The following is a 24,293-nucleotide window of genomic DNA, read 5'->3' as shown; positions in this document are numbered from 1 at the left end:
TACGTCGCCTCCCGCAGGGGGTGCTGTCAGCCGTGCAGCCAGGAGCGCAGTTCGCGCGGGCTCACGGCGTAGTTGTCGCGGGCGATCGACTCGAAGTCGGCCCGGGGGTCGTCGAGGAGCGTCAGCGTTGCGTTCACGATCAGGTCGTCGATGTCGTCGGTCTGACGGCGGCGGCTGGCCTCGGCAACACGCCGCACGCCGTCGTCGACAGCACGGGCCACCTGGTCCCGGGTGAACTGCGCGAAGTCGTCGTCCTCGCGGGGGACCGGGGCGCCGTTGCGGTGCTCCCGGATGGCGGCCCATGCGGCGTCGGGCTCATCGAGCAGGACCAGCATGGCGGCCGATGCCCACACGAAGCGGTCCTCACCTTCGGACCGGTTCGCTTCGTCGGTGGCCAAGTCGATGCCCGCGCTGATTGCTTCCTTGACCTGGGTGCGGGTGAACAGCTCGGGTATGGCCGGGACGGAAACGGTGTCGACGGTGGTGTTCAAGGGGGTCTCCAGGGGGGCGTGGGTGAGCCGGCCGGGGCCGCGAAGGTGCGGCCCCCGGGGGGAGTCGGGCCGTCAGGCGGCGGCGTACTCGAAGGCGAGGATGGCGCTCATGGCGGAAGTGGCCGCGATCCGGCGCAATGCCCGGCGGGTCTTGCGGGGCGCGCCCGACGCGACGACGCCGTCTTCGATGGCGCGGGCCAGGTGACGCACTGCGAGCCCCCAGACGGGTGCGTTGCTGCGGTCGAAGGCGTAGGCGTACATCTCGTCGAGGCAGTCGGTCAGCTCGTCGGCGTCGCGGTGGAAGAAGCCGGTGTACGAGCGGTGTGCGGTGCGGGCGTCGGCGGCGAGGCGAGCGGCTGTGTTGGTCATGGTCAGACTCTCTTGCTCCGGGTCGGTGGCCGGTTGTTCTCCGGCCTGGGGCGCGCCCGGCGGCGCGCCCCAGGGTGATCAGGCGGCGCGCAGTTCGCGGATCTCCCGGATCCTGTCGGCGACGAGGTGCGCGAGGGGGAGCAGGCCGTCGGCGGCGGTGGAGTACAGGAAGTGGCTCCGGCGGTTGCTGTCGTCCTCGTCCTCCAGGAACAGGTCTCCCTCGTCGTCGACCCCGAGCACGAAGCCGCGCACGCTGCTGGTGCGCGTCAGGTGCGCGCCGACGCCGAAGGAGGAGGACTCGGCGTGCCAGTGGGAGCCGAGGACGTGCACGGCGGCACGGCCGATGTCCGAGACGTGGAACGGGTACTCCGTGCCCGGGGCGGGGACGTAGCGGCCGTGCTCGTCGTGGGGGAGCGTCACCGTCACCGAGTCGGCCTCCTCGAACGCGACGATGGCGTTCAGGGCGGCCGTCGCCGCCGCCTGGTGTTCGGCGCGGCCGGACACGGACGGCCGGGCGGGGGCCGGGCTGGCGGCTCGCAGGGCGCGGGTCAGGCGCTGGAGCGCGACGCCCCAGGGGCGTTCCGAGCTGCGGGGAGCGGCGTAGTCGCACATCTCGTCGAGACGGTCGATGAGTTCGGACGGATCGCGGTGCAGGAACGCGGCGTAGGCGCGGTGCGTGACGCGGGCGTCGGTGGCGAGCTGGGAGGCGGTGACGATGGCGGTGGTCATGGGGTGGTGCCTTTCGGGTGGGTCGGGGGCCGGTTGCTCTCCGGCCGGGAAGGGGCGCGCCCGGCGGCGCGCCCCCGGGGTGGTCAGACGGCGGCGGCGGGGGCGGTGATGGCGGGGCAGTCGTAGCCGAGGCAGGAGCAGACGAGGAACCGGCCCCACAGGTCCCCGTGGCCGCACGTGCAGGTCGCCCATTCGCGGACGCTGAATCGGACGTCGTGACCGGAGCACTCGGGGCAGGCGACGTGCTTGGCGAATACGGCCTGACGGTTGCAGGGACGGTGGTTGTCGACGTCGACCTCACCGGCCAGGCGCATCCACTTCGCCAGGACGCCGAGCACGGCGGTGAACCACTTGGCGGTGTCTTCGGCGGCGGCGGTCGTGTCGGCGTGGAGCCGGTCCAGTTCGGCGACAAGGGCGGCTTCCTCGGCCGCGTGCCGGTCCATCAGGGGCAGCAGCGGCTCCGGTATCGGCAGGGCGACGGCAGGAGAGAACGGGGCCACGATGTACGGCAGGACGCTGAGCGGCAGGCGGGCGTCAGGGTGAGCCCCCATCAGCTTCTGGGCTTCGGCGAGCGGGCGCATGACGGCCGGGAAGTCGACCGGGGTGGCCTCGCAGGCTGACGCGGTGTCGTCGAGGTGGACGGCGATCGAGTGGAGCGCGCGCATCGTCGCGGGCGGGGCGAAGCGGTCACGGCAGACGGCGGCGGCGGCGCGGGCCCGGGTCGCGACGGCGGTACGGGCAGGCAGGGAGAGGTTCACGGTGTGCTCCGGGGAAGGGGGCCGGGGCGCTGGGCGCCCCGGCGGGGAGGGTGGGCGATCAGCCAGCGTCGGGAGAGGGATCGGAGCGTTCCGCTTCCCAGTCGCGCGTGGCCCGGTGGAGGACGTCGGCCCCGTCGTCGGTGTCGCCGTCAGCCTCGGCGTCGGCGAGGTGGAGGAGGTCTGCGATCAGCTCGGCGATGTCGGCGGCCGGGAACGTCGTGCGGTAGGTGTCCCAGGCGGGGCGAGCGCCTTCGGCGAGGCTGAGGGTGTCGGTGTCGGACACGGGTTCTCTCCAGGGGTGGGCCGGGGCGCGAGGGTGCGCCCCGGCGAGGGCTTGTGTCCGTCAGGCAGCGAGTGCGAGGCGCGCGAAGAGGGCGGCGGCCTGCTTGTCCTTCGGCCGGTAGACGGCGAGGACGGCGGCGATCTGGGCCCGGGTCCACAGGGCGAACTCGACGAGCTTGGAGACGCGGCCCTTGAGCTTCTTGCGCTTGGTGCCGGTGGCGGCCGGGGTGTGACCGAGGGACTTCGCCTTGCGGGTGACGGCGCCGGAGAAGCGGTGAGCGGTGGCCGGGTCGAGACCGCCCGCGATCAGGTGGGCGGAGACGGCGGCGACGCCGGTCGAGACAGCCTGCGTGGCCTGATGCGCGGCGCGGTTGTCTCGGGCGCGGTTACGGAGGACGGCGGCGGCGCGGCGGGCGTTGGCGGAAGCCATGGGGATCTTCTTTCGCTTCGGGTCGGTGGCCCGGTTGCTCTCCGGGCGGTGTCGGCGGTTGCTCTCCGCCAACAAGGAAAATAGTACAGCAGACGTCACTATGCGTCTAACTGGGAAGGGAGTCGGGCTAGACTATGCGCTCTACCAGTGCTGTTATGCGGCGTTCCCCTCCTTGGGGGATCATTGGTGACGAGTGCTGTGGCTATTAGTCCAGGTCGAACAAGGCTTCCTCCTGAGGTGGCGCGCCCCCGCCCGTCCGCCTGCCCCGGGCTGGCGACGCCCCCACCTCGTCCCCGAACAGGGCCTCCGTCCCGTACGGGTCCGGCGCGGCCGGCACGCGGCCACCACCCCCGGGCGCAGCCGTGTCGAAGTCCGCCCGCGTCATCTCGCGCCAGTCCCGCCCCCTCACGCCCCGACCTCCTCCGGGGCGACGGGCACCGTCACCGTGCACGGCTCGCCACCCGCCTCCGAGACCGACCACCGCATCGTGGACATGGCCCCCAGCTGCTCCCGAACCCGCTCGGCCCCGAGTCGCGCCGCCTCCTCCGGGCTGCCCGCCTCCACCTCCACCGACCATGCCGCCGTGAACGGGCGCCGGATCGGCTTGCGCGTGGCCTTGGCCCGCTCCACCCGTTCAGCGCGTACCACGATCACGGGCCGGTTGCTCGGCTCGATCACGCACCCCTCGTCCCGCTCCGACGGGCAGAGGCACACGTACCGCCACGCGACGTCCGCGACCCGCCGGTGATCCGCCAAGGTCCACTCGTCCAGCTCATCGCACTCGGCGCACCCCTCGCACGGGCAGGCAGCGGGCGGGCGCGGCGCGGCTGGGAAGGGCCCGGGGCAGTGACTCACCTGCCGTGTCCCGGACTCCTCGAAGGTGAGCGCAACCACCAGGTCCCCGGGCTCCACCTCCCGGGCCCGGACGGCGACGGCGTCGTCGAGCGTGAGCCCGTACGGGAGGGGAGCGGCGAACAAGCAGTCGTCCACGGGCCGGTCGTCGACGAGCAGGGACTCAGTGCCGTCGGTGAGCGTCATCAAGCGCATGAGGGGGATTCCAATCCTGTCTGGCGGTTCGGCGAGGTGGTAGCCGGTCACGACTCGTCGTCGGGCTCGTGGCTGCGGTACGGGTAGGGGCTGTTCGAGTCGTCCAGGAAGGCGAGCACCGCCCCCGTGAACAGCCGCCGGTCGTCCGGCTGGCCGAAGTCGAAGTAGGCCGACAGGCAGTCGAACGCGTCGTTCGCGGCCCGCTCGACACGCTCCCGGCAGTAGCGCCGCCCAGGGGCCGGGAACACCCCGCTCCTCGCCCACGCGGGCACGATCACGAGAAGGTCGTCGGCGTTGTAGAGCTGGCAGACCGGGGCCAGGCCGTCGCGCGGCCAGACCGTGAGCGCGACCGGATCGGTGAGGTCCGTGAACGGGTCCGAGCGGACATCGGCGCACATCTCGCACGGGCACGCCGGGTCGAGAGCGCGCGGCCGGGCGGCGTACGGCACGCAGCCGTACGGCAGGTAGCTGACTCCGGCCCAGTGGCCCGGGTCGTGGCCGTAGACCTCCCCGAGTACGACGTCCCCATGCCGGATGCAGTCGGCGCGCACTATGCGCACGGCGGCGGGGTCGAACTCGTACGGGTGAGTGCCGGCCGGGCGCGCGGACAGGCGGACGGGGCGCGTCGTCGGGTCGAGGTCGAAGTATCTGGGCATCGCGGGTCCTTCCCGGAAGGGGGGGGCGGGGGCGCAGCGGCGCGGCTGCGCCCCCGGGTGGCAGGTGGTCAGTGCTGCTGGCGCCACTCGGCGTCGAGCACGGCCAGGGCGCTCGCGAACTCCGGGCTGCCCGGCGTCTCGTCGAGGTCGGCGATCAGCGTGCGGCCGTCCGGGTTGTCGGTGCGGGAACCGTCAGGGTTCGTCCATCCGTACGGCGGGCGACTGGCCACCGTTACGCACAGGTCCATCGCGGAGCCGACGCCCCTGCACTCGGCGGGAGCCGTGCGCGGGCCGCAGATGCGGTTGCCCATCGTCCGGCAGTCCCAGCCGGTCTCGTCCTCGTCGATCCGGCCGTCCTGGTTGTCGTCCCCGAGTTCGACGGGCAGTGGAGCTGCGACGACGTCCACCGGGTGGCCCACCTGCCCGGCGGGCGCAGCGCCGTCGGTGAGAGGCGAAGCCGAGGCGAACGCGAGAACCGTGCCCGCCGCAACGGCGACGAGGAGCGCCGCGGGGCGGGGCAGGTGGGGGCGAAGACGCGATGAGCGCATGGGAGTTGTCTCCAGAGGTGGGTCGGGGGCCCGGTTGCTCTCCAGGCCGGTGGTGCGCCCCGAACGCTACACAGCGACGCTGAAAAAGTACAGCTAGCGTCGATGGCGGAGCGCGGGAGGTCATCGAGAGCGCTAATTGCTGGGCAAGTGGCGACCGCTTTGCACATCAGGCGACGTTTGCTGTACTATTTTTCATGTCGGCGGGAAGTGATCGCCGACAACGCCCGGAGAGCAGCCGGGCACCGACCCAAAGCGAAAGGCACCACCATGCCCGTCAACCTCGACAAGGCCCCCCGCGCGTTCACCGTCTTCCTCCTCGACGAAGAGGTCTTCGGCGTCACCCTCACCCCGCACGACGACGACGAACGCGACGCGCTTCACCTGGACGCGTACTTCGGCATGTGCCTCCACGTGTACGAGGTCACCGCGATCGACCGCTACGACGCCTCCATCAATGGCACGGCAGCCCACACCCGTATCAAGGCGATCAACGAGGCCATCGAACGCGCCGAAGCCTGACCCTCACCGCCCCACCCGCCCCCTCGGCGGGTGGGGCCACACCCCGGCGCCCAACCGCCGAGCGCCGGCGCCGGACGCCCCGCCTCTCCCTGCCGCACAACGGCACGGAAGGCCCTCCCTGCGCGCGCACGCGTAGAGGTCTCGCAAAACTCGCGAAATCCCGCTCTTCGCTCTCCCCGGAGGACCCCCATGACCGCTTCCTTGACCCTCTCGAACCTGACCGCCGAGATGGTGACTGTCGGCCTCGACTGCTGGAACCGCCCCGTTGCCGTGGTGCCCGACGCCGTTGCCGCCCGGCTCGCCGCCGCCTCCTGCGAAGAGGTGCGGGACTACGGATACGGGCATCACGAATCCCGCCGCTTCGCCGCCGACTCGTACGAGACGCGCGCCGTCCGCGCCATCTTCAAGGCCCTCGTCCACTCCCACCCTGACGAGTTGGGAGTCCGCCAGTTCGATCGGTACGGGGTCGGCTACTTCTACGGCTTCGTTGTCGGCGTCTCTGGTTGGGACTGCTCCACCGGCTTCTGGAAGGACCGTGAGGTCTCCCGCCACGTCTCCGTGGCTGGCATCCACGTGAACCGCGACGGGCGCAGCCACTTCGGCTCCTAGTCGCTCACCGGCGCCCGCTACGGAAGCGGGCGCCGCCCTACCTCTCACCAGTAGCAGGAGGCAGTTCGCCATGCCCATCAACCCCGTCAAGCCCATCCGTACCTTCACCGTGCTCCACCAGCGTGGAGAAGTGCTGCACGTCCTTCCTGTACGCGCCGAGCTCCAGCCGGATGGATCCCTCGGCCCCTATGCCGCCGTGTGGCAGGCCATGTTCGCCCACGGCTGGAAGGCCACGGAAGTTCAGGCCGTCGACCGCTGGTCGGCCGTGCAGGCCGCTGCCGGAGAGATCGGCCCGTACATCTCCGAACGCGACTGGCTGATCGGTCAGATCGACTCCCGTACCGGGCACAGCAACTCGCCGGACCTGTCCCTGCCCATACGGGAACGCAGCACCGTCATCGACGTCCTCCTGGAGTCCGGCTTCCAGCCTCACATCGACCCCAGCGGCCCCGCCATCGAATGGGAGCCCGCTACCAGCGCCGAGCGCCGTGACTGGCTCGCTCGACAGCCGACAGCCGTCCTCGTGCGCTGGTACGGGCACGCACGCGACATCAAGCGCCCCGCGGTGACGCCCTGGGGCTGAACAGCCAGCACTCCGCCGGGAACAACGGGCCCCGCGCCGGCCGACCGCCGCGCGGGCCCGGACTCCCTACATCCTCGACCCTGAAGGGGTATCCGTGACCACCGACAGCTCCACCCGCACCCTGGCCCACCGCTCGACCTTCACCGTCCCCGACCCCTCCACCATGCTCGAAACCGTCCGCTGGGTGTCCGCTCAGTGGCTGAAGGGCAAGTTCGGTTCGGACGCTGTCCCCGCCGGAACCGGTCAGCACGCCATCGCCCCCAGCACCGTCCTGCTGACCGAAGCGGCCTACGACGACACCGGCGCCGAGTACGCCACTCGCATGCAGCTCCGCGAATACCAGCCGTCGGCCACCTGGCGCACCACCATCACCGCTGTGCGATCCGCCACGGGCCCGGGGGCCGTCGGCGTCGATCTGGAATGCTTCCCCAGCGGCAAACGCCGCCCGCGCACCGTCAAGCCGAAGATCGTCCGGGCGCTCGTCACCGAGCTGGAGGCGTACGACGGCCCTTCCCGGCTCACCCCCGACGCTCTTCGCGTCACCGCCGAGCAGGTTCCCTCGCTGGTGGCCATGCTCCGTGCCCCCGACCGGCACATGCCCCTGGTCGTCGCGGCCCGACCCACCCAGAGGCATCCGCTGTGGGCAGAGCGCGTGGCCGGCACCGTGCACGCCGTCTCCGGGGACGCCTCGGCCTACCTGCTGTGGGACCTTCCCGCCATCGACGCCTTCCGTGCAGCCGTCGGCTACGACCACCGTGTCAACGCCGGTGCCGTCCGGGTCTACCTGCCCCTCGTCGATCCTGCTTGGGCTGCCGACGGGGCCCGGCACCGCGTCTTGGGAGCGCCCCGCTGGACCAACCCTGAAGATCGGGCGTGGCACAGCATCACCACGAGCATCCTGTCCCTCGCGCGGGAGCAGCCGATGCCGCAGCAGCTCGCCGCCGTCGAGTTTCCGAACCGGGTCGCCGAACAGCACCGCCGGGAGCGTCAGGAGACCCTGGACAAGGCCCGCCAGGTGACGGACGCCCCCTCCGTCCAGCCCGAGGACCGTCTCACAGCGCTGCACGCGGAAGTGGAGCTGCTGAACGGCCTGCTGGGTCAGGCCGACGAGGAGCTGACGGAATTGGGCCGGGCCAAGGGCCTGACGGAGCGAGCGCACCTGTCCGCCCGCAGCGAGCTGGCCGCCGTCGCCGCTGAGCGAGACGCCGAGGTCGAGGACCACCTAGCCACTCTGGACGCGCTGTCGCAGGCCCGAGCGGAGGCGGACCGGTTCCGGGTGATGCTCCTGCGCCAGGACCGCCATGACGAGGCGGTGCAGGCCGGAGTGGGGCTCCCCGGCGTCCCCGGCTCGTTTGAGGAACTGTGGCAGCGACTGGAGGAGTGGGAGCGCGTGTTCGTCACGGCGGACCGTCGCACCGCCCTGGCGCTCGACGTCCACCCTCAGGCGCGGACCTGGGCGGCCAAGGCGTGGACAGCACTGGGCGCGCTCGACTCCTACGCAGCGGCGGCCACCGACGGCTTCACCGGCAACTTCTTCCAGTTCTGCCTGACCCCGCCGCCGGGAGCCCGTCCCTACCCTGTCCGGCACGTCGCGATGGCGGAGAGCCCGCCCACGATGGAGAAGTACGGGCACGAGCGCCTTTTCCCCGGCCCGGACCGGCGCCGGGTCGAGATGCAGGCCCACCTCAAGCTGGGCGCACGCGGCACGGTTGCACCCCGGCTGTACTTCCTGGATGGGGTGAAGAGCACAGAAGGCGCGGCTGCCGGCCGACTCGTGGTCGGGTACCTCGGCCCGCACCTGCACAACCAGATGACCAACTGATACAGCGTGTGGCGCACGTGTGCCGCATGAGGCTTCTGGACAGGGGCCACTAGACCAAGCGTGACGTCTGCTGTACTATTTTTCTTGTTGGGGGAGAGCAACCGCCGACACCGCCCGGAGAGCAACCGGGCCACCGACCCAACGCGAAAGCGACCCCAGTGCATCCCGAAACCCTCTTCGACGTGCCCGCCTCCGCGGTGACCGTCCCCACCCTCCCCGCCGGTCCCGCGAACCCCGGCCGCACCCTCCACCAGTACGGCGAGACCGACCGCTGGAGCTACCTCGGCACCCACCAGCCGTCATGGCTGGAACGCCCCGAGTTCGGCGGCAGCATGGTCGTCCCGCTGTGCGTCTCCCACCGCAGACTCACCGCCCGCCGCGCCCTGCCGCGCGCCGCCACACCCTGGATGCTCGACAGCGGAGGCTTCACCGAGCTGAGCCTGTACGGCGAATGGACCGTGCCCCCGGCCCAGTACGCCACCGCCGTCCGCCGATACGCCGACGAGATCGGCGAACTGGAACGAGCCGCGATCCAAGACTGGATGTGCGAACCGCAGATCCTCGCCAAGACCCGCCAGAGCGTCTACGACCACCAGAGCCGGACCGTCGCCTCGTACCTGAACCTGATGTGGCGCGACGACGAACTCCCCTGGATGCCCGTCCTCCAGGGCTGGACCCTCGACGACTACCTTCGCTGCGTCGACATGTACGCCGCCATGGGCATCGACCTCACCGTCGAACCGCTGGTCGGCCTCGGCTCCGTCTGCCGCCGCCAGTCCACCAAGAAAGCCGTCCGCATCGTCGAGCGACTGCACGGACTCGGCCTCCGCCTCCACGGCTTCGGCTTCAAGGTCACCGGCCTCCGCGAGGTCCACCACCTGCTCTACAGCTCCGACTCCCTCGCCTGGAGCTTCAACGCCCGCCACCACGCACCCCTGCCGGGCTGCACGCACAAGACGTGCTCCAACTGCCCCAGGTACGCCCTCGCGTGGCGAAACCGCCTCCTGGCCTCCCTGTCCGACTGGCACCAGGACACCGCCGTCCCCCTGCTCCACCTCGCGGCCTGAAGCAGCCCCCCGCCCAGGGCGCACCAGCCGCCCCGGGCCCACCTCCAGCCTCGAAAGGCCCGCGCCATGACCGCGCTCTTCCTCTCCGCCTTCCTGCCCGCCCCCCCCCGCAACCGCGACAGCCTCGCCGCCGTCGGGAAGCGGATGACCGAACTCGCCTACCGAACCCGCGCCACCCCCGTCGACGAGCCCGACGGCTGCACCCGCACCCGCTGCGCCGGAGTCCACAACGGCTACCCCGGCAGCGAACACCGCTGGACCCTGCACTGCCTGCTCTGCAACCAGGACATCGAGGTCTTCCCCAGCCACATGCGCAAGCGCACCGGAGCGAACCCCGCCCCGCCCCGCCGCCACAAGGGCTGCACCCACTCCGGACCCCGACGCGCCGCCCGCTACGCCGAACTCAGCATCGACCTCCCCGACTGGGACACCGACGCCCGCGCCGCGCTCGCCGCCTAACCGGAACCAGCCGGGGCGCGACACAACCGGCGCGCCCCGGCACTCTCCCACCACTCCCACCACGACCAGAGGTAGCCATGACCACCACCGACGTCACCGTGAAGAACAGCAGCGAACTCGCCCAGGGCGACATCGTCCTCACCCACGGCATGCGCATCCGGCTCGACTTCGGCGCCGCCCACACGCGCCCCTCCGGCACCTTCTACGCCTGGACCGGAACCGTCCTCAACCTCGACGACATCCGCGAGCAGGGCATCGTCCCCATGCCCTGCCTGCGCACGCAGCGATGGCAGGACGGCAAGGGCTGGATCGCCGACCGCGAGGACGTCTACGTCGTCGAGGGCATCGACTACCGCAACTGGCTCGTCGAGAACCCCTCCTAGGTCCTCCCCGCTCGGGGGCGCGCCCTGCGCCCCCGTCGCCAACAGCTCACATCCTCGCGGCTCGTACGCCGCCGCCTCCCGGCCGGAGAGCAACCGGCCACCGACCCGAACCGAAGGCACCCATGTCCAGGCACCAGTCCATGCGCTGCACCATCTGCACCACCACCTACAACCGCCACGCCCCCCGTGAGATCTCAGGCCACCAGTTCCGCATGCGCATCGGACGCCCCCGAGCCAGGCGCCTGACCGTCTCCGGGGAGCGCCAGATCGGCAGCGCCACCTACATCTTCAGCCTCGTTCCAGCCCGCAACCGGCCCCAGCGCAACGGCGGTGAACTACTGGTCCACCGCCTCGCGGTGACCGGAGCGACCGAGCAGGTCCACTACTTCCGCATCCCGTCCACGCCGGACTACTACGCCCTGCTCGACCAGGCTGGCACGCCCCTCAGCTGACCCACCCGAGGCCGCCCGCCCTGTGCGGGCGGCCCGCCCCAGGAGACCTCCATGTCCCGCACGACCCGCTCCCACACCATCGCGACCCACCTGACCAACGGGGGCCTCGCCCACCTCCGCCTCACCGAGGCCGAGCAGCGCGACGGACACCCCGGCCGGCACGACACCGACGGCTTCGCCCTCCGTCAGCACACTGACGGAACGGGCACGACCGTCGTCATAGCCGGGGCCTACGGCCCGGACTGGTTCACCACGATGCGCGAGATCATTCACCGCCTGGAACAGCCGCACATCAAGTGCACCGTCCTCTCCGACGAGCCCGTCCTCGCCGACAACGAGGTCCTGGTCCGCTGGGCCACCTCCGCCGAGCTCCAGCAGCGCAAGCACGCCCAGACCCGAGCCCAAGCATCCTTCCTCGCGCTGCTCCGACGGAACCATGCCGCAGCCAAGGCGGACGCCGAGCGGCAGGCCCTGGAGGACGCCGGTCAGACCAGCCTGTGGTGAGACCCCACACGACATCGGGCCGGTCCTCGTTGGCGAGGGCTCACATTGGACCGGCATCTCGTTGGAATGAGCTGACAACCTGTGCGCCGGGCAGGCGCCGATCGTGAACAGCGCGGGCGGGCCACCAGGTCTCGGCGGGCCCGCCCTTACCGTTCGAGCTTCGTGCGAGAGAAGCGCCCACGCACAACAATCTCCTCGCGCGGCGGCTCCCTCGTCGGCACACTGAGCCGATGAGCCTGTTCGACGCCGCCTTCTACGAACCTGACGACATGCTGGCGCACCCACGCCACCTCGCCATGCAACCGGTGCTTGCACGTCTCGTTCACCAGGTCCGAGCCATCGACTCGGCGGAAGCAGGCTTCGAGTTCCAACGGGATCTCCTTGACCGCTTGCTCGACGTGGAGAAGGACCAGCACGAACTGAAGCGAGCCGCCGAGCGCGTGAAGAGGGGGAAGCCCGTTCAAAGGGACGCCCCCGAGCCCCAGTCCGGCCGAGACCCGGTTGAGGAGGCGACCTGGCGATTCGAGCATGCCGTCTGCGAGCGGCTAACCCGGCAGCTTCGCTCCGTTGGCGATGCCCTCGCCTGGAGGGCCTTCGGGTTCCACCGTCCGTTCATCCTTGCCCTGAGCCGAAACCAATTCGCTGGTCCCATGTACGGAAAGATCGGCCTCGCAGCTGAACGAGACTATGCAGAGCGGGCCTTCAAGGAGAGCGGGCACTTCGCTCTCCTACACGACCTCACCAACTGTCTGCGCATCGGCGACATCACCGTCTGGGACGAGATCAACCCGCCCCACACAGATGAGATCAAGACCAACCCGCATGCGAAGAGAAGCGCCCAACTTCGCCGGATCAATGAGGCGAGGGCCGCCATTCTTGACGGAGGCCCCCTGCCCGGCACGAACACCGCCGAGCGCCTGCACGATCTTGATCTCCCACTGCGCACTCACATGGACATGCTCCGCGCGGCAGTCGGCCGGGCTGCCGTCGACGGCGTTCATGCCATTGTGGTGCCTGGAACCCGGGCCCTAGCCGTCGTCGACCAGCACGCCTGCACCCGGCTCGGACTTTCCTCGGAGCAGTTCAACCATCGGTTCCAGGAGGTGTTCGGAGCGGCACTTGCGAGTGCGGGGATTGCCAGCCGACGAGAAGACCACAACTGGCACGCCACCACATTGGACAGCACCGCCCGAGACCCGCTCCGTGTTCCCTGGGCGAACTACCCCCTCGACCCCGCCCTCTGCGCACGCATCATCGGCGACTACGTCATCTTCACCGTCGAGACCTCCGGCCCCTTGCTCACCCGCCTGCTGCGGGCCGCCGGCCTGGACGCCCACTGGATCAGACCGCCAGGACCGCGAGCTCCCCAGCCCGGCGAAGTGTTCATGGAGATCCACCACCAGGACCAACTACAGGCCCGCCTGCTTCCCGGCGGGATGACGATGACCCCCGGCTGGACGCTCCAGATGGCGCCCTCGGAACTCGACCGCTACCTGCTCGAACTCCTCCAGCCGGGAACGTGGATCGCGGGCATCAGGCACCTGCTGGCGGAACGACAGGTCGGTTGGCCCTGGCCACACTTCAAGGACGAGCACGAGGTCTGGGTGTAGACGCCCAAAAGTGTGCAGCCCGCGGGAATGGCCAACTCGGCCTAGAGAGTCGGTACGCTAGGTGACAGCTCTCGTCGGACACGGCCGACGGGGCGGTTCGAGGCCGCTGGGGAGCACGTAGCCGTAACGGATCCCGGACCGGGCGATGACTCAAACCGGGTGAACTGGCCAACGAAGTTCGTTGGACCAGGCCGTTGGGCTACGGTGAGCCGCCCCGTCAGTGCGGAAACGACGCACAGGCGGAGACGATGGTGTTCACCCTGTTCAGAGAGTCCCTTCCCGAGTTCATTGGCGCACTGGCCGCCGGGGTTGTTCTTACGGGAATTTCATGGGCCGCCCGTGCATGGAAGACCCGCCGGTCCCGAGGCGGTTCGGAGTAGGGCGACGCCCCGGGGATGATCACATGCTGATCATCCCCGGGGCTGATGCCTCGACAGATACAGCTCAGACAGCACGTCCCGGTTCTGTACAAGCTCCCGGATCCGTTCGAAGTCGTGGCCGTGGAACCATTCCTCGATACGGCCGCCGCGCATCCATCCGTTCAGTACAAAGTGCAGCTGGGTGAGGACGTCTCGCTCCTGATGCGAGGGCTTCGTACTCGTTTCAACGGGCGCGGACACCCAGCCGTCGACGAGGATGAAGCCGAAGTTCTGCGCCTGCGTCTGGTGCGCCTCGAATCGCTGCTCCGGGTTTCTGGTCAATCCGACCTTCACCACAGGCCGCGGACCCTGGAATCCCAGGACGTACAACCGGGCGCCCTCCTTCTCCGGCTCTGGCAGCTCCTCGCGTAGGCGCCGGCGCACCAAATAGGAGGTCAGCGACATGCAATCGAGCAGATCGTCATCACGCCATGGTGGATGAGCCCCGGCGGTGAGGGCAGCTATCGCCTTCGAGCGGGCCGCCTCAGGGCCGATCTGCTCGGCCAGCACATCCATCAGTACGTCACGGAGGATCTGCTTCGGGATACGTGGCATCCCGTCAGGGTCGCAGCTGTCACTGACAGTTGGTCGTCCTTTTGCTACTGCGCGGGGTGGGCGGTGATCCACACGTCGAGGTCGCTGCCCTCCATCCAGATGAGCGGGCGGGCAGCGAGCCACCCGGCGGTGTCGTCCTCACCGGCCGGGGTGGCGGCGTACGCTTCGATGCGGTCGATGATCACGTACGCATCCGTATAGAAGCCCTTCGGCGCGGCGGGGTCGTTGTTCATCGCCTTACGGATCTTGCGGACGTCGTCGACGTAGTCCTGGAGCCGGATCGCGCAGCCGTCGCCGTTCTCGTCGACGGAGCTGCCGTTGAGACAGCCGATGTCGTGCGTGGCCCACCAGTCCATCGTCTCCCGCCACTGGGCCGTGACCGGCCTTGCCGGAGCCTTCGCCGCGGACTGCGTGGCAGCGGGCTTACCGTCGGAAGCCGCGTCCGCCGCTTCCGAGCAGGCCGTCACTACGGAAATCACCGAGGCGGCGAACAGAATGCTCGCCACTGTCTTTCCCCACCCCTTGATCATGGCTCGATCATGCCACGACACCCCCAGTGACCTGTGGCGCAGTACAAGGAAGGCCCCGGCACGGGCATGTGCCGGGACCCTCCAGAATGCCAGTGCGCACGTCCCACCCCCGTGGGAACGGGCACACCGAGTTCGTCACACCAGCAGGCCGGGCGCCGTCGGCGCCGTGGGGAGGAGTGCGCCGAGGGCCTTCGCCGCGGCGATGACGCTGCGGTCGGCCAGGTACGGGCCGACGATCTGGATGGCCATCGGCAGCCCGTCCCGCGTCTTCCCGGCCGGCATCACGAGCGACGGCAGGCCGACCGGTGAGGCCAGGTTGATCCAGCTCGTCTGGTCGTAGAAGCTGCGCCGCACGCCGTCCACCGTGATGTACCGGTCCGCAGCAGGGACGGACGTCTGGTCCAAGACGGCGGCCGTCGGCGCGGCCGGGGTGATCAGCAGGTCGTGCGTCTCGAAGTACGCCGCCCACTTCGCGCGGAGCTTCTGCCGCTCCTCGTCGGCGCGCGCCCAATCGCGGTGCCGCATGGTCCGCGACTTCAGGTACAGGGCCGAGGGGGAGTCGTCCGGAACCGTCTCGGCGGCCTTGACCTCTCCGGCGAACGCGGCATCGGATGCCGTCGCCGACGAGGTGGCGTACATGAGCTGGGTGAACAGGGTGTTGCTCTTGGCGAAGTCGACGGGCCGGGACGTCTCGTCGAGGACGGCGCCGGCAGCGCGGGCTTCACGGACCACCTGCTCCAGCAGATCGCGGGTCGCGGTGTCCACGCGGCAGAACTCGTCGTCCGCCCAGATGCCGATGCGCTGCCCGCGCAGCGTCGTCGAGACCGGGGCGGGCAGGTCGATGCGCCAGGCGTCACGGTCGGCGGGAGCGGGCGCGGCAAGGACATCGAGCAGGAGGTCGAGGTCGTCGGCGTCGCGGGCGATCGGCCCGAGCGTGAGCATGTCCGAGCTGGTGAGCCACCCGGGCGGGCGGGGGATGTGCCCGCGGGTCGGGACGATCGGCGACGAGCCCCGCGAAGTGCGGAGCGCGAGCACGCCGCAGTACGCGGCCGGCAGGCGGAGCGAACCGGCGAGGTCGGAGCCGACCTCCAGCGAGCTCAAGCCCGTGGCGACGGCGGCGGCCGGACCACCTGAGGAGCCACCAGCGGTGTGGGCGGACGAGAAGGGATTGCTGGTCGTCCCGAACAGGCTGTTGGAGGTCTGGAGGTCCTGGCACATCGGCGGGACGTTCGTCTTGCCGACGATGACAGCCCCGGCCTCCCGCAGGAGCGCGACGACGTCCGCGTCCCGATCCGGGACATGGCTGGTCAGGTCTGGACTCCCGCACGTCGTGCGCAGTCCGGCGGTCTCCAACGCGTCCTTGACCGTCATCGGCAAACCGTGCAGCGGCCCCATGGTCCGCCCGGTGCGCGCCAGGTATTGGTCGGCCCTCTCGGCGGCGGCGCGGGCGCCCTCGACGTCGAGTGTCGCGACCGCGTTGACGCGCGGGTTCACCTGGGCGTGGTGCGCGAGGACTTGGTCCAGCAGCTCCCGAGCGGTGACCGTGCCCCGTCGGAGAGCGGCGAGCTGCGCGCGGGCGCTGGAACGGTACAGGGCGGAGGTGCGGCTCATGGCGTCCTTCACGTTGGTGGTGGGGGAGGCCACGGCCACGGAGGGCAGAGAAGCAGCGGCCACGCCGGTGGCAGCGGCGGTGAGCAGGGTTCGGCGGTTCACGGGCAGGTGGCTCCCGATGCGGTGGCGGGCTCCGGTCGCGGCGCCGGCACGGTGAAGTGCCGGGCGACTCGGACGAGGTGGGCGAGTTCCTGGCGAGGATCGAGCGTGTCCAGAGCCGCGTCTGCGTAGGACGAGGGGGCCTCGACCGGGCCCTCGTGGCGCTGGACGAGGGCCGCGTGGATCTGGGCCGCGGTGACGGCGGCGACGCGGTCCCGGCGGGAGCGCCACCACGCGAACCGTTGCACCTCGGCAGCCGCGCGTGCCTCGGGGGCGAGGTACGGCCGAAGCTCGATCTGGGCGTCTCGGATCTCGACCGACCGGCGGTACAGGTGGAACGAGACTTCCGTTGAGTCGGAGCCCGGCTCGACCAGAACGATGCTGGGCTCGGCGGCAGACACCGCGCGCCACAGCGGCTCCAGCGTCCGGTACTGCCGGGGTTCCTTGCGGGCGGTCCAGGCGGCGGCGACCTTGTGGGCGATGAGCGGCGTGAAATACCCGATTTGGGTCAGCGTCGCGCCGATGTCGCCGCAGATCCAGGCGTACGGCTCCAACGGCTTCACGCTGAACCCGAGTTCGGCGCCGAGGATGGCGGACAGGCGGATACCGGAGTACCCCAGGGTGATCACCGCGCCGACGGCGATGATGCGCAGCCCCCTGGCGATCCACGGGTCGCTGGTCTCCCCGGCGTACTTCCAGCAGACGCGCGCGAGGTAGATCTCGGCAGCGGTGTAGGTGCACATGTACAGCAGCAGGTAGGTCTGGAAGACCGGGTCGTGCGCGTAGTACAGGGTGAAGTCGGTCGGTCGCTGCGACACGGGCGTCAGCAGAGCGAACAGCACGGCCATGAGCACGATGACCGTCAGCGCCCCGGACATGAGCCACCGGACGCGGCGGGCTGCCTCGGCGGCCGGTTTCGTCCAGAAGGCCAGGACGCTTGCCTGGAGCCCGAGGACGAGGACGACGCAGCTCTGCGCGAGCGGTACGGCGATGTTGGTCACGCCGAGCCAGCCATCGATACGCACCCATACCGGGGTCAGGGAGATTGCGTAGCTCAGAGCCGAGAAGAAGTACGTGAACGCCAGCGCGGTCAGTGCAGGGTCACGCCTACCCGCTCGCAGGTCGCGCAGGAGCAGCAGGAAGCCGCTCCCCGCGATGACCAGGCAAAGCGGGTGAAGAAGGTCTTTCAAGATTTTCTCTTACATATCAGGCATCGCACCGCATGAGAGTGCGGGCGATGCGATTCGCCGACTCGCTCCTGGATGTCGGTCGGCTGGTGAACACATGTGCCTGGAGGAGGCTCCCGACCGCTTCGGCCCAGCGCTCGGGGTCCTCGTCGTATTCGGTACGGCCGAGGACCGTGACGAGCAGATCGTCATCGAGGAGGTCCAGATCGAAATCCTCTGCGGGTGCGGCGCCACGGTGGCCCAGGAGGAGGTGGGCCAGTTCGTGGGCGATGATGTGATCACGGTGAGCAGGGCTGGTCTCTGGGTCGTACCCGATGTAGTTGCCCTCGCCCTTCCTGACCACCGTGCCACACGGCAGAGATCCGTCGGTCTTCTCGTGCGGGGCGATGTGGATCGGTTCACCGATCTTCGCCTCGACGAAAGGGACGAGGTCCCGAACGCTCGTCGCCGGTGGCAGGCCCAGAGACTCAACGAACTCGCGACACTGGCCAACCAGCGGATCGACGGGAGTCGCCTCGGCGCTGATGGCGCGATGTGCACGGCGCCTCATAGGGGTTACTCCTTGGTGCTGGTGGTGCTGAGCCTCGATCAGATCTCTGCCGAGGCAGACGGCTCGGGCGGCAAGCCTTCGAGCCGACGAACATGCTCGATCATGGCCACAGCTGCATCTAGGCCCTGTGGAGATAGTCCGACCGCGCGCATCGCGATCCCTGTCACGCGGGCGTCCTTCAGCCGCTCCAAGTCGGCCGCGGTCACGCCTGCCGCGTTGAAGCGCTCCAGCGCCTCCAACTGACCCACCAGCTTCTCCGGGTCGACACCCTGACTCATGCGCTGGGTGAAGCCCTTGAGCTGCCGGTGCAACTGTTCCGGGGTGGCGCCCTTGGCCTTGAGGCCGTTCAGGCGCTTGATCATGACGTTCACGGCCGCAGCGGTGGCATCGTTCGCCCAGTAGTCCCGAGGGACGCCGAACATGTCGGCCAACGCGTCCATGGTCTTCTTCGTCGGATTGTCCGAGCGCCCTGTCCGGAGCTGCCAGATGTACGTACCCGACGGCGCCGGCATGTCCTCTTTTTCAAGCATCCGGACGACTTCAGGATTGCTGAAGGGCCCCCGGGGATCGTTCGTGCAGAGAAAGTCGAGCCGCTCCGCGAAGCTGTCGTCTCCCGGTGGTTGCTGTCTATCGATCTCGGTCACGATGGCACCTCCCTCCTCGATTCACCTCAGTTGATAGAAGTCGACCGGATGGTCGAGCTCCACTCAGGGAGGCTATCAACTCATCTTGACGCTCCTGGTTGCAGGGTGTCGCTCGCGATGGCGCCGTGTCGCACGGTTCACCTGGTCCTTTGTGAGTCGTAGGTGCCGCTGTCTCGCCGTAGGGCACCGTCCATCTCAGTTAACTGGAATAGTAGTCTTCGTTTTGTTTTCGGCTACGCTGTGAACTCAGGTTGCCCGCCCTGCTCTGAGCCGGGGGCTTTTGGCGCGTATGTGGGCGCCTTCGGGGTGAGAGTTGACCAGGGCCCCCGCGACCGCGCGGGCCCGCTCTTGGGGATGGGACGGATGGACGTGACGCTTTCCGCTGCCGAACACGGCTTGGGTGTCGGGCGGCTGCTGCCCTTGCTGGCGCCGAGCTCGCGGCTCGTTCTCGGGCGAGAAGCCGTCTTCTGTGTGGGGCCGGACATCGCGCCGGTCGACGCGATGGAGCGTGCTGTGGCCACCGTCCGCCGGACCCTCCCGCTGCTCCTTAGGGGAGCGCCCGCGGCGCTCGCGGCGAGGGAGGATGTCCTCTCCGTGGTCCGTGAACTCGTCGACATCACCGCCCGGGACCGGTCCAGCATCGACATCCTCGGGCGCATCACCTTCGACGGCATGCACGTGACGGTCTCCGTCGGCGAGAAGCGGGACCCGCTTCCTGCACCCGAAGTGGAGCCGGGTCTCTATCTTGTGCATCGTCTGGCCGACGAGGTTGGGCAATACCGGGGTGACGAAGACGGCTATGTCGTGTGGGCTGCTGTGAACGCCTCGCGTCGGTAGCCCGCAACTGAATGGCGAATGTCGGGGCGGCTTGGATGCATGATCTGCGATGCGTCATGGCGATCCCCGAGGGCGGCACCTCTTCTTCCATGTCCTCATATCGGCTTCGCCCGGCGCTGCTTTCCGGGGGGGGAGTCCTGGGGGTGGAGGAGCTGAAGTGGTGGGCGGTTCGGATGTGTTGGGGTTCCAGATTCATAGGCTTTTGGTGGCAGCGATAGTTGGGTGCACGGGTGGGGCTGCGGAATTCCGGAGGCCGCGCGAAGGGGGAGATTGGAAGTGACGCAAGTCACTCACTCTGTCCGTATTCTGGACAGCGGGAAGGGCGTGTGAGAGGTTCCGGCGGACGCCCGGGGGCATTCGACTATCTCCCTGGTCGGCCCGCGACAACAGCCTCTACGGCTGGTTGTAGTGCCGCTCCGGAGTAGCTGCGTAGCCTTCAAAGTAGCCATGGAGGCGGCCTGTTTGCGTATTCGTGCAGGTCATAGCGACGCGATGCATCTCCCTCAAGGAGAAACCGCTGGTGTCCCACCACACCCCCACCACCGAGGCCCCCACCGCCGTGCCCCGCGCCCGCGCGGGCGCCGCCCCCGCGTACACCGCGGGACTCCCCGTCTGCGGCACGGTCCAGCACCACGACGGCAGCCGTGTCCCGCGGGCCGCGCTGACCCTCATCGACGTCCAGGGACGCCAGATCGGCCGCGGCGGCAGCGGCGAGGACGGTCGGTACGCGCTGAGCGTGCCGGGACCCGGCTCGTACGTGCTGATCGCGGCGGCCGGCGGCCATCAGCCGCAGGCCGTCTCCGTCACCGTCGGCGAACGGCCCGTGGAGCTCGACGTCGTCCTCGGCGGCGCCGGACGGCTGGCCGGCTGCGTCCTGACCGCCGACGGAACTCCCGTACGGGACGCGGCGGTCACCCTGACCGACGTACGCGGCGAGGTCGTCGCCTCCACCCGCAGCGGGCGCGAGGGCGGCTACGTCATCACGGAGCTGGTGGCGGGGGAGTACACGCTCGCCGCGAGCGCCCCGGCCTTCCGGCCCGCAGCGCTGCCCGTGAGCGTGCAGGCCTCCCGGGAGACGCGCCAGGACATCGAGCTGGCGGGCGGAGCCGTACTGCGCGGGACCGTACGGGCCGGGGGCGGCCGGCCCGTCGAGGACGCGCGGGTGACGCTCCTCGACGCGGCCGGCAATGTCGTCGACACGCTCACGACCGGTCCGGACGGCACCTTCCGCTTCGTCGACCTGTCCTCGGGCGAGTACACGGTCATCGCGGCCGGCTATCCGCCGGTCGCCACCGTGCTCCAGGTCGCGGGCGGCGGACGCACCGAACGCGACCTGCAGCTCGGCCACGAGGACTGACCGGCCCAGCGCTCCTCAGGAGGCGGCGGTCGCCTTGCGCAGGGTGTCGATGCAGGTGCTGATCGCCGCCTGGAGGGCTTCGAGGCGCTGGAGCATGTCGTCCTCCATGACGTCCTCCTCCAGGACCTCGTCGAGGGTCAGCTCCTCGAAGACCTTCGTCGCCTTCTGCAGGCTGTTGTAGAACTTCGTGCGGCGCTCCTGGACGCGCAGCGCGGGGTCGGCCTCCACGGCCTCGGCGACCATGACCTTCACCGCGTCGTACGCCTCACCGGCCCACTCGCCCGCCTCTTCGGCGTCGTCGAGTTCGTCGATGAGGGAGAGGTGCCGCTCGGCCTCGGCCCGCAGCGCGGCGGGCGCCTCGACCGTCTGCCCGGCGGGCGTCCTGATCTGCCCGTTCTCCACGATCTGCCGTACGTAGCCGATCCGGTCGGCGGCCTTGGCCTCGTTCGCGACGGCCTTCTTCAGATCGCCGGTCCTGGCGATGGCGCGGGCCATCTCGGTCTGCAGCGCCGGGTCGTCCTTCATCCGGTCCAGCAGCGCGCCGCGCGCGGCCTCCGCCGTGCCGGGGTCGGCGAGGATCGCGGCCCGCAGGGCGGTCGGGTTCTCGGCGACCTCCAGTGCCTTCGTGGGCCGGATGCCCTCCGCCTCGGCGGCGGCGGTGATCGCGTGGCCGCGCACGGAGGAGGCGCTGGAGCGGGAGGAGTAGTACGAGAGCCAGACGTCGGCCTCGGGCAGCTCGATGTCCTCGCCCGGGGCCAGCGCCTCGAACTGCGGGACGAGGCCGTCGTCGGCGGCCATGTCCCAGGCCTTGTAGAAGCGCATGACCCGCTCGGGGGAGCACTCGGCCAGCTCGGCGAAGGCCTTCGCCGAGACCTTCCCGGACGCGTCGGCGGCCTGCCCGCCGGGGCGCACGCTCCGCGCCACCTTCAGCGCGAACGCCCAGCCGCCGGTCCGGGCGTAGACCCCGAACTCCCGGGCGTCGCGCACCACGACGTCGGGCACGTCCTGGACGACGAAGTCGGTCGCCTCGGGGGTGGTGGCTGCTGAGGGGGCGATCACGGTGGTCACCGAGAGGTCTCCTGGCGTAGGGGGCGGGCGGAAAACTGCAGCGGCCAGCCTATACGTACGCGTTGACGGGATATCGCCCGATTTCTGATCAAGGCGGGCATGGTGGCCGGAAGAGTATTGGACCGTGCGGTCCAATACTTGCTACGGTGCTCGCATGGCACGCCCGAAGACGTTCGACGAGGCGCGCGCCCTGGACGCCGCGATGCACCTGTTCTGGGAGAAGGGCTACGAAGCAGCCTCCACCCAGGATCTGTGCGAGGCGACCGGCCTGGGGCGCAGCTCCATCTACAACACCTTCGTCAGCAAGCACGCCCTGTTCCTGCGGGCGCTGACGCGCTACACCGAGATGACCACGAGCGAGCAACTCGCCCTCCTGGAGGACGAGTCGCTGCCGCCCGCGGACCGGCTGAAGGGTGTCATGGCGTCGATCGTCGCGATCGAGGAGGCCCATCGGAGGGCCGGGATCGGCATCGGCTGCCTCGGCGTCAACACCACCGTCGAGCTCTCCGGGCGGGACGCCCAGGTGGCCGCGCTCCTCGGTCGGGACCAGGAGCGCCGGCTCGCGGCGCTCACCGCGACCATCGCCGCGGGGCAGAGCGACGGCGTGTTCTCGCGGGCCCGCCGGCCCGAGGAGTTCGCGCGGTTCTTCACCGCCGCCGTGGCCGGGATGCGGGTCTCCGCGCAGAACGGCGCCGATCGCGCCGTCATCGAGTCCATCGCCGCGGTCGCTCTGGACGCCATGACCGTCTGACACCCGCCCGGCGGGCATGTCCGGTGGGGCCCGGCGGGCTCCTCCGGGCGTCCCCGCGCCCCTGTTTCGTACTGATCGGTCCAAAACTGGACCCGAGCAATGAAGGACGTGACCCCACGTGCCACGCGCCGTGTACGTACTGGCCATCGGCATCTTCGCCATGGTCACCAGCGAGTTCGTCGTCGCGGGCCTCATGCCGCAGATGGCGGCCGGCCTCGACGCGACCGTCCCGCAGATCGGCTACCTCATCACCACCTTCGCCGTCGCCATGGCCGTCGGCGGCCCCTTCCTCACCGTCGCCGTGCTCAGGCTGCGGCCCAAGCCCGCGCTCCTCGTGCTCTTCGGCGTCTTCCTGGCCGGCAACCTTCTTGCCGCGACGGCCGCTTCGTACGGGACGATGGTCGCCGCGCGCGTCGTCACGGGCGTCGCGAGCCAGGCCTTCTTCGGTGTCGCCATCTCCGTCTGCTCCGCGCTGACCCGGGAGGAGATCCGCGGCCGGGCCATCGGCGTGGCGATGAACGGCCTGATGCTCGGCACCCTTCTCGGGCTTCCGCTCGCGACGTTCATCGGCGGGCACCTGGGCTGGCGCGCGGCCTTCTGGGCGATCGCGGTCCTTGCCGTGCTCGCCGCCGCGGCGGTCGCGGTGGGCGTGCCCCACCTGGAACCGCCGAGCAACGGTGGCGACTCCCTGCGCGCCGAGGTCCAGGTCTTCCGCCGGCCCCGGCTCTGGTCGGCGCTGGTCACCAGCACCCTCATCATCGGTGCGACCTTCTCCGCCTTCAGCTACTTCAACCCGATCCTCACCGGGATCAGCGGGTTCGACGAGGGTGCCGTGCCCCTGCTGCTCGTCCTCTACGGCGCCGCCACCGTCGTCGGGAACACCGTCGTGGGCCGGCTCGCCGACCGCGCCACCATCGGGGTGCAGGTCGTGGGCCTCGCCCTCAACGCCCTGTTCCTCGCCGGCTTCGCGCTCCTCGCCGACCTCGGCCCGGCCGCCGTCCTCCTCATGACCGGCATCGGCCTGGTGGGCGTCACCATGAACCCGGCCATGGTCACCCGCGTCCAGCGCGCCGGAAACGCCGGGCCGCTCGTGAACACGGTCCACTCCTCCTTCATCACCCTCGGCGTCATCATCGGCTCGTCCGTCGGCGGCCTCCTCGTCGAGGCGCGCGGGCTGCGTTCGCCGCTCTGGCTCGGCGCGGGGCTCGCGGTCCTCGGTCTGCTGTCGCTGCTGCCCGAGCGGTCCCGCCGGCCGGACCGCGAGCGCGCCCTGATAGAGGTCTAGACCACTAAACCTTTCCAGGGTCCTGGCCTGGCCCTTCGTCGGGGCGTAACGTGACGCCGCAGGAGTGTCGTCGTCACCGAAC

The 24,293-nt window shown here is 70.0% G+C and carries 29 protein-coding genes and 1 pseudogene; 14 read left to right on the top strand and 16 right to left on the bottom strand.

Annotation, left to right across the window (positions count from 1 at the left end; all coding sequences use genetic code 11):
- Nucleotides 1-26 precede the first annotated feature (26 nt).
- The 9 genes from AB0E14_RS01270 to AB0E14_RS01230 all read right to left on the bottom strand — a co-directional run bounded on the left by AB0E14_RS01270 (nucleotide 27) and on the right by AB0E14_RS01230 (nucleotide 5,310).
- Nucleotides 27-491: a hypothetical protein gene (locus AB0E14_RS01270; RefSeq protein ID WP_362410009.1), complete on the bottom strand. Its 465-nt coding sequence runs from the start codon at nucleotides 489-491 to the stop codon at nucleotides 27-29.
- A 72-nt stretch (nucleotides 492-563) separates the two neighbouring features.
- Complete coding sequence (locus tag AB0E14_RS01265) at nucleotides 564-860, bottom strand: hypothetical protein (RefSeq protein ID WP_362410007.1); 297 nt, start codon at nucleotides 858-860, stop codon at nucleotides 564-566.
- Between the two features lie 78 nt (nucleotides 861-938).
- Nucleotides 939-1,589, bottom strand: coding sequence for a hypothetical protein (locus tag AB0E14_RS01260; RefSeq protein WP_362410005.1), 651 nt, complete (start codon nucleotides 1,587-1,589; stop codon nucleotides 939-941).
- Between the two features lie 83 nt (nucleotides 1,590-1,672).
- On the bottom strand, nucleotides 1,673-2,347 hold the full coding sequence (locus AB0E14_RS01255) for a hypothetical protein (protein ID WP_362410003.1): 675 nt from the start codon (nucleotides 2,345-2,347) through the stop codon (nucleotides 1,673-1,675).
- 58 nt (nucleotides 2,348-2,405) lie between these two features.
- Nucleotides 2,406-2,630, bottom strand: a complete 225-nt coding sequence (locus tag AB0E14_RS01250) for a hypothetical protein (RefSeq protein WP_362410001.1) — start codon at nucleotides 2,628-2,630, stop codon at nucleotides 2,406-2,408.
- 60 nt (nucleotides 2,631-2,690) lie between these two features.
- Nucleotides 2,691-3,059: a hypothetical protein gene (locus AB0E14_RS01245; RefSeq protein WP_362409999.1), complete on the bottom strand. Its 369-nt coding sequence runs from the start codon at nucleotides 3,057-3,059 to the stop codon at nucleotides 2,691-2,693.
- A gap of 405 nt (nucleotides 3,060-3,464) precedes the next feature.
- A complete protein-coding gene (locus AB0E14_RS01240; RefSeq protein ID WP_362409997.1) occupies nucleotides 3,465-4,106 on the bottom strand; it encodes a hypothetical protein in 642 nt (213 codons plus the stop codon).
- A 47-nt stretch (nucleotides 4,107-4,153) separates the two neighbouring features.
- Nucleotides 4,154-4,762, bottom strand: a complete 609-nt coding sequence (locus tag AB0E14_RS01235; protein WP_362409995.1) for a hypothetical protein — start codon at nucleotides 4,760-4,762, stop codon at nucleotides 4,154-4,156.
- A 68-nt stretch (nucleotides 4,763-4,830) separates the two neighbouring features.
- On the bottom strand, nucleotides 4,831-5,310 hold the full coding sequence (locus AB0E14_RS01230) for a hypothetical protein (RefSeq protein WP_362409993.1): 480 nt from the start codon (nucleotides 5,308-5,310) through the stop codon (nucleotides 4,831-4,833).
- Between the two features lie 267 nt (nucleotides 5,311-5,577).
- Here AB0E14_RS01230 and AB0E14_RS01225 point away from each other — a divergent pair, with 267 nt between their 5' ends.
- The 10 genes from AB0E14_RS01225 to AB0E14_RS01180 all read left to right on the top strand — a co-directional run bounded on the left by AB0E14_RS01225 (nucleotide 5,578) and on the right by AB0E14_RS01180 (nucleotide 13,318).
- On the top strand, nucleotides 5,578-5,829 hold the full coding sequence (locus tag AB0E14_RS01225; protein ID WP_362409991.1) for a hypothetical protein: 252 nt from the start codon (nucleotides 5,578-5,580) through the stop codon (nucleotides 5,827-5,829).
- A 189-nt stretch (nucleotides 5,830-6,018) separates the two neighbouring features.
- Nucleotides 6,019-6,438 (top strand): hypothetical protein, encoded by a 420-nt coding sequence (locus tag AB0E14_RS01220; protein ID WP_362409989.1) that lies wholly within the window; start codon nucleotides 6,019-6,021, stop codon nucleotides 6,436-6,438.
- Nucleotides 6,439-6,508: 70 nt separating this feature from the next.
- Nucleotides 6,509-7,021 (top strand): hypothetical protein, encoded by a 513-nt coding sequence (locus AB0E14_RS01215; protein WP_362409987.1) that lies wholly within the window; start codon nucleotides 6,509-6,511, stop codon nucleotides 7,019-7,021.
- Nucleotides 7,022-7,115: 94 nt separating this feature from the next.
- A complete protein-coding gene (locus tag AB0E14_RS01210; RefSeq protein ID WP_362409985.1) occupies nucleotides 7,116-8,843 on the top strand; it encodes a hypothetical protein in 1,728 nt (575 codons plus the stop codon).
- Nucleotides 8,844-9,001: 158 nt separating this feature from the next.
- Nucleotides 9,002-9,910: a hypothetical protein gene (locus AB0E14_RS01205; RefSeq protein WP_362409983.1), complete on the top strand. Its 909-nt coding sequence runs from the start codon at nucleotides 9,002-9,004 to the stop codon at nucleotides 9,908-9,910.
- Between the two features lie 66 nt (nucleotides 9,911-9,976).
- Nucleotides 9,977-10,369 (top strand): hypothetical protein, encoded by a 393-nt coding sequence (locus AB0E14_RS01200; protein ID WP_362409981.1) that lies wholly within the window; start codon nucleotides 9,977-9,979, stop codon nucleotides 10,367-10,369.
- Between the two features lie 77 nt (nucleotides 10,370-10,446).
- Nucleotides 10,447-10,752 carry a hypothetical protein gene (locus AB0E14_RS01195; protein ID WP_362409979.1) on the top strand — a complete coding sequence of 102 codons (306 nt, stop codon included), beginning with the start codon at nucleotides 10,447-10,449 and terminating at the stop codon, nucleotides 10,750-10,752.
- A 122-nt stretch (nucleotides 10,753-10,874) separates the two neighbouring features.
- On the top strand, nucleotides 10,875-11,204 hold the full coding sequence (locus AB0E14_RS01190; protein WP_362409978.1) for a hypothetical protein: 330 nt from the start codon (nucleotides 10,875-10,877) through the stop codon (nucleotides 11,202-11,204).
- A 51-nt stretch (nucleotides 11,205-11,255) separates the two neighbouring features.
- Nucleotides 11,256-11,708, top strand: coding sequence for a hypothetical protein (locus AB0E14_RS01185; protein WP_362409976.1), 453 nt, complete (start codon nucleotides 11,256-11,258; stop codon nucleotides 11,706-11,708).
- Between the two features lie 230 nt (nucleotides 11,709-11,938).
- Nucleotides 11,939-13,318 carry a hypothetical protein gene (locus AB0E14_RS01180; protein WP_362409974.1) on the top strand — a complete coding sequence of 460 codons (1,380 nt, stop codon included), beginning with the start codon at nucleotides 11,939-11,941 and terminating at the stop codon, nucleotides 13,316-13,318.
- 410 nt (nucleotides 13,319-13,728) lie between these two features.
- Here the strand turns inward: AB0E14_RS01180 and AB0E14_RS01175 are convergent, their stop codons facing one another.
- The 6 genes from AB0E14_RS01175 to AB0E14_RS01150 form a co-directional block, all read right to left on the bottom strand.
- A complete protein-coding gene (locus AB0E14_RS01175) occupies nucleotides 13,729-14,292 on the bottom strand; it encodes a hypothetical protein (protein WP_362409972.1) in 564 nt (187 codons plus the stop codon).
- Between the two features lie 44 nt (nucleotides 14,293-14,336).
- Nucleotides 14,337-14,798, bottom strand: coding sequence for a hypothetical protein (locus AB0E14_RS01170; protein ID WP_362409970.1), 462 nt, complete (start codon nucleotides 14,796-14,798; stop codon nucleotides 14,337-14,339).
- A 159-nt stretch (nucleotides 14,799-14,957) separates the two neighbouring features.
- Nucleotides 14,958-16,535 (bottom strand): amidase family protein, encoded by a 1,578-nt coding sequence (locus AB0E14_RS01165; RefSeq protein ID WP_362409968.1) that lies wholly within the window; start codon nucleotides 16,533-16,535, stop codon nucleotides 14,958-14,960.
- On the bottom strand, nucleotides 16,532-17,722 hold the full coding sequence (locus AB0E14_RS01160; protein ID WP_362409966.1) for an MAB_1171c family putative transporter: 1,191 nt from the start codon (nucleotides 17,720-17,722) through the stop codon (nucleotides 16,532-16,534). The genes AB0E14_RS01165 and AB0E14_RS01160 overlap by 4 nt, the downstream gene beginning before the upstream one ends.
- Nucleotides 17,723-17,738: 16 nt before the next feature.
- On the bottom strand, nucleotides 17,739-18,269 hold the full coding sequence (locus AB0E14_RS01155; RefSeq protein ID WP_362409964.1) for an ImmA/IrrE family metallo-endopeptidase: 531 nt from the start codon (nucleotides 18,267-18,269) through the stop codon (nucleotides 17,739-17,741).
- 38 nt (nucleotides 18,270-18,307) lie between these two features.
- On the bottom strand, nucleotides 18,308-18,913 hold the full coding sequence (locus AB0E14_RS01150; protein ID WP_362409962.1) for a hypothetical protein: 606 nt from the start codon (nucleotides 18,911-18,913) through the stop codon (nucleotides 18,308-18,310).
- A 363-nt stretch (nucleotides 18,914-19,276) separates the two neighbouring features.
- Between AB0E14_RS01150 and AB0E14_RS01145 the strand changes: the two genes are divergently transcribed.
- Nucleotides 19,277-19,750: a hypothetical protein gene (locus AB0E14_RS01145; RefSeq protein ID WP_362409960.1), complete on the top strand. Its 474-nt coding sequence runs from the start codon at nucleotides 19,277-19,279 to the stop codon at nucleotides 19,748-19,750.
- A 502-nt stretch (nucleotides 19,751-20,252) separates the two neighbouring features.
- Nucleotides 20,253-21,107 (top strand): annotated as a pseudogene (locus tag AB0E14_RS01140) (carboxypeptidase-like regulatory domain-containing protein); the annotation flags it as partial.
- A gap of 15 nt (nucleotides 21,108-21,122) precedes the next feature.
- On the opposite strand, the gene AB0E14_RS01135 reads toward AB0E14_RS01140, so the two are convergent.
- Nucleotides 21,123-22,166, bottom strand: coding sequence for a hypothetical protein (locus AB0E14_RS01135; protein WP_362410351.1), 1,044 nt, complete (start codon nucleotides 22,164-22,166; stop codon nucleotides 21,123-21,125).
- 163 nt (nucleotides 22,167-22,329) lie between these two features.
- Here AB0E14_RS01135 and AB0E14_RS01130 point away from each other — a divergent pair, with 163 nt between their 5' ends.
- Together AB0E14_RS01130 and AB0E14_RS01125 are read left to right on the top strand one after the other, a co-directional pair.
- Complete coding sequence (locus AB0E14_RS01130) at nucleotides 22,330-22,926, top strand: helix-turn-helix domain-containing protein (protein WP_362409958.1); 597 nt, start codon at nucleotides 22,330-22,332, stop codon at nucleotides 22,924-22,926.
- 118 nt (nucleotides 22,927-23,044) lie between these two features.
- A complete protein-coding gene (locus AB0E14_RS01125) occupies nucleotides 23,045-24,211 on the top strand; it encodes an MFS transporter (protein WP_362409956.1) in 1,167 nt (388 codons plus the stop codon).
- Nucleotides 24,212-24,293: the final 82 nt, after the last annotated feature.

Source organism: Streptomyces sp. NPDC047981 (assembly GCF_040653315.1).
Lineage (GTDB): Bacteria > Actinomycetota > Actinomycetes > Streptomycetales > Streptomycetaceae > Streptomyces.
The sequence above is the reverse complement of the archived record's forward strand: the minus strand, read 5'-3'. Positions and strand labels throughout refer to the sequence as shown.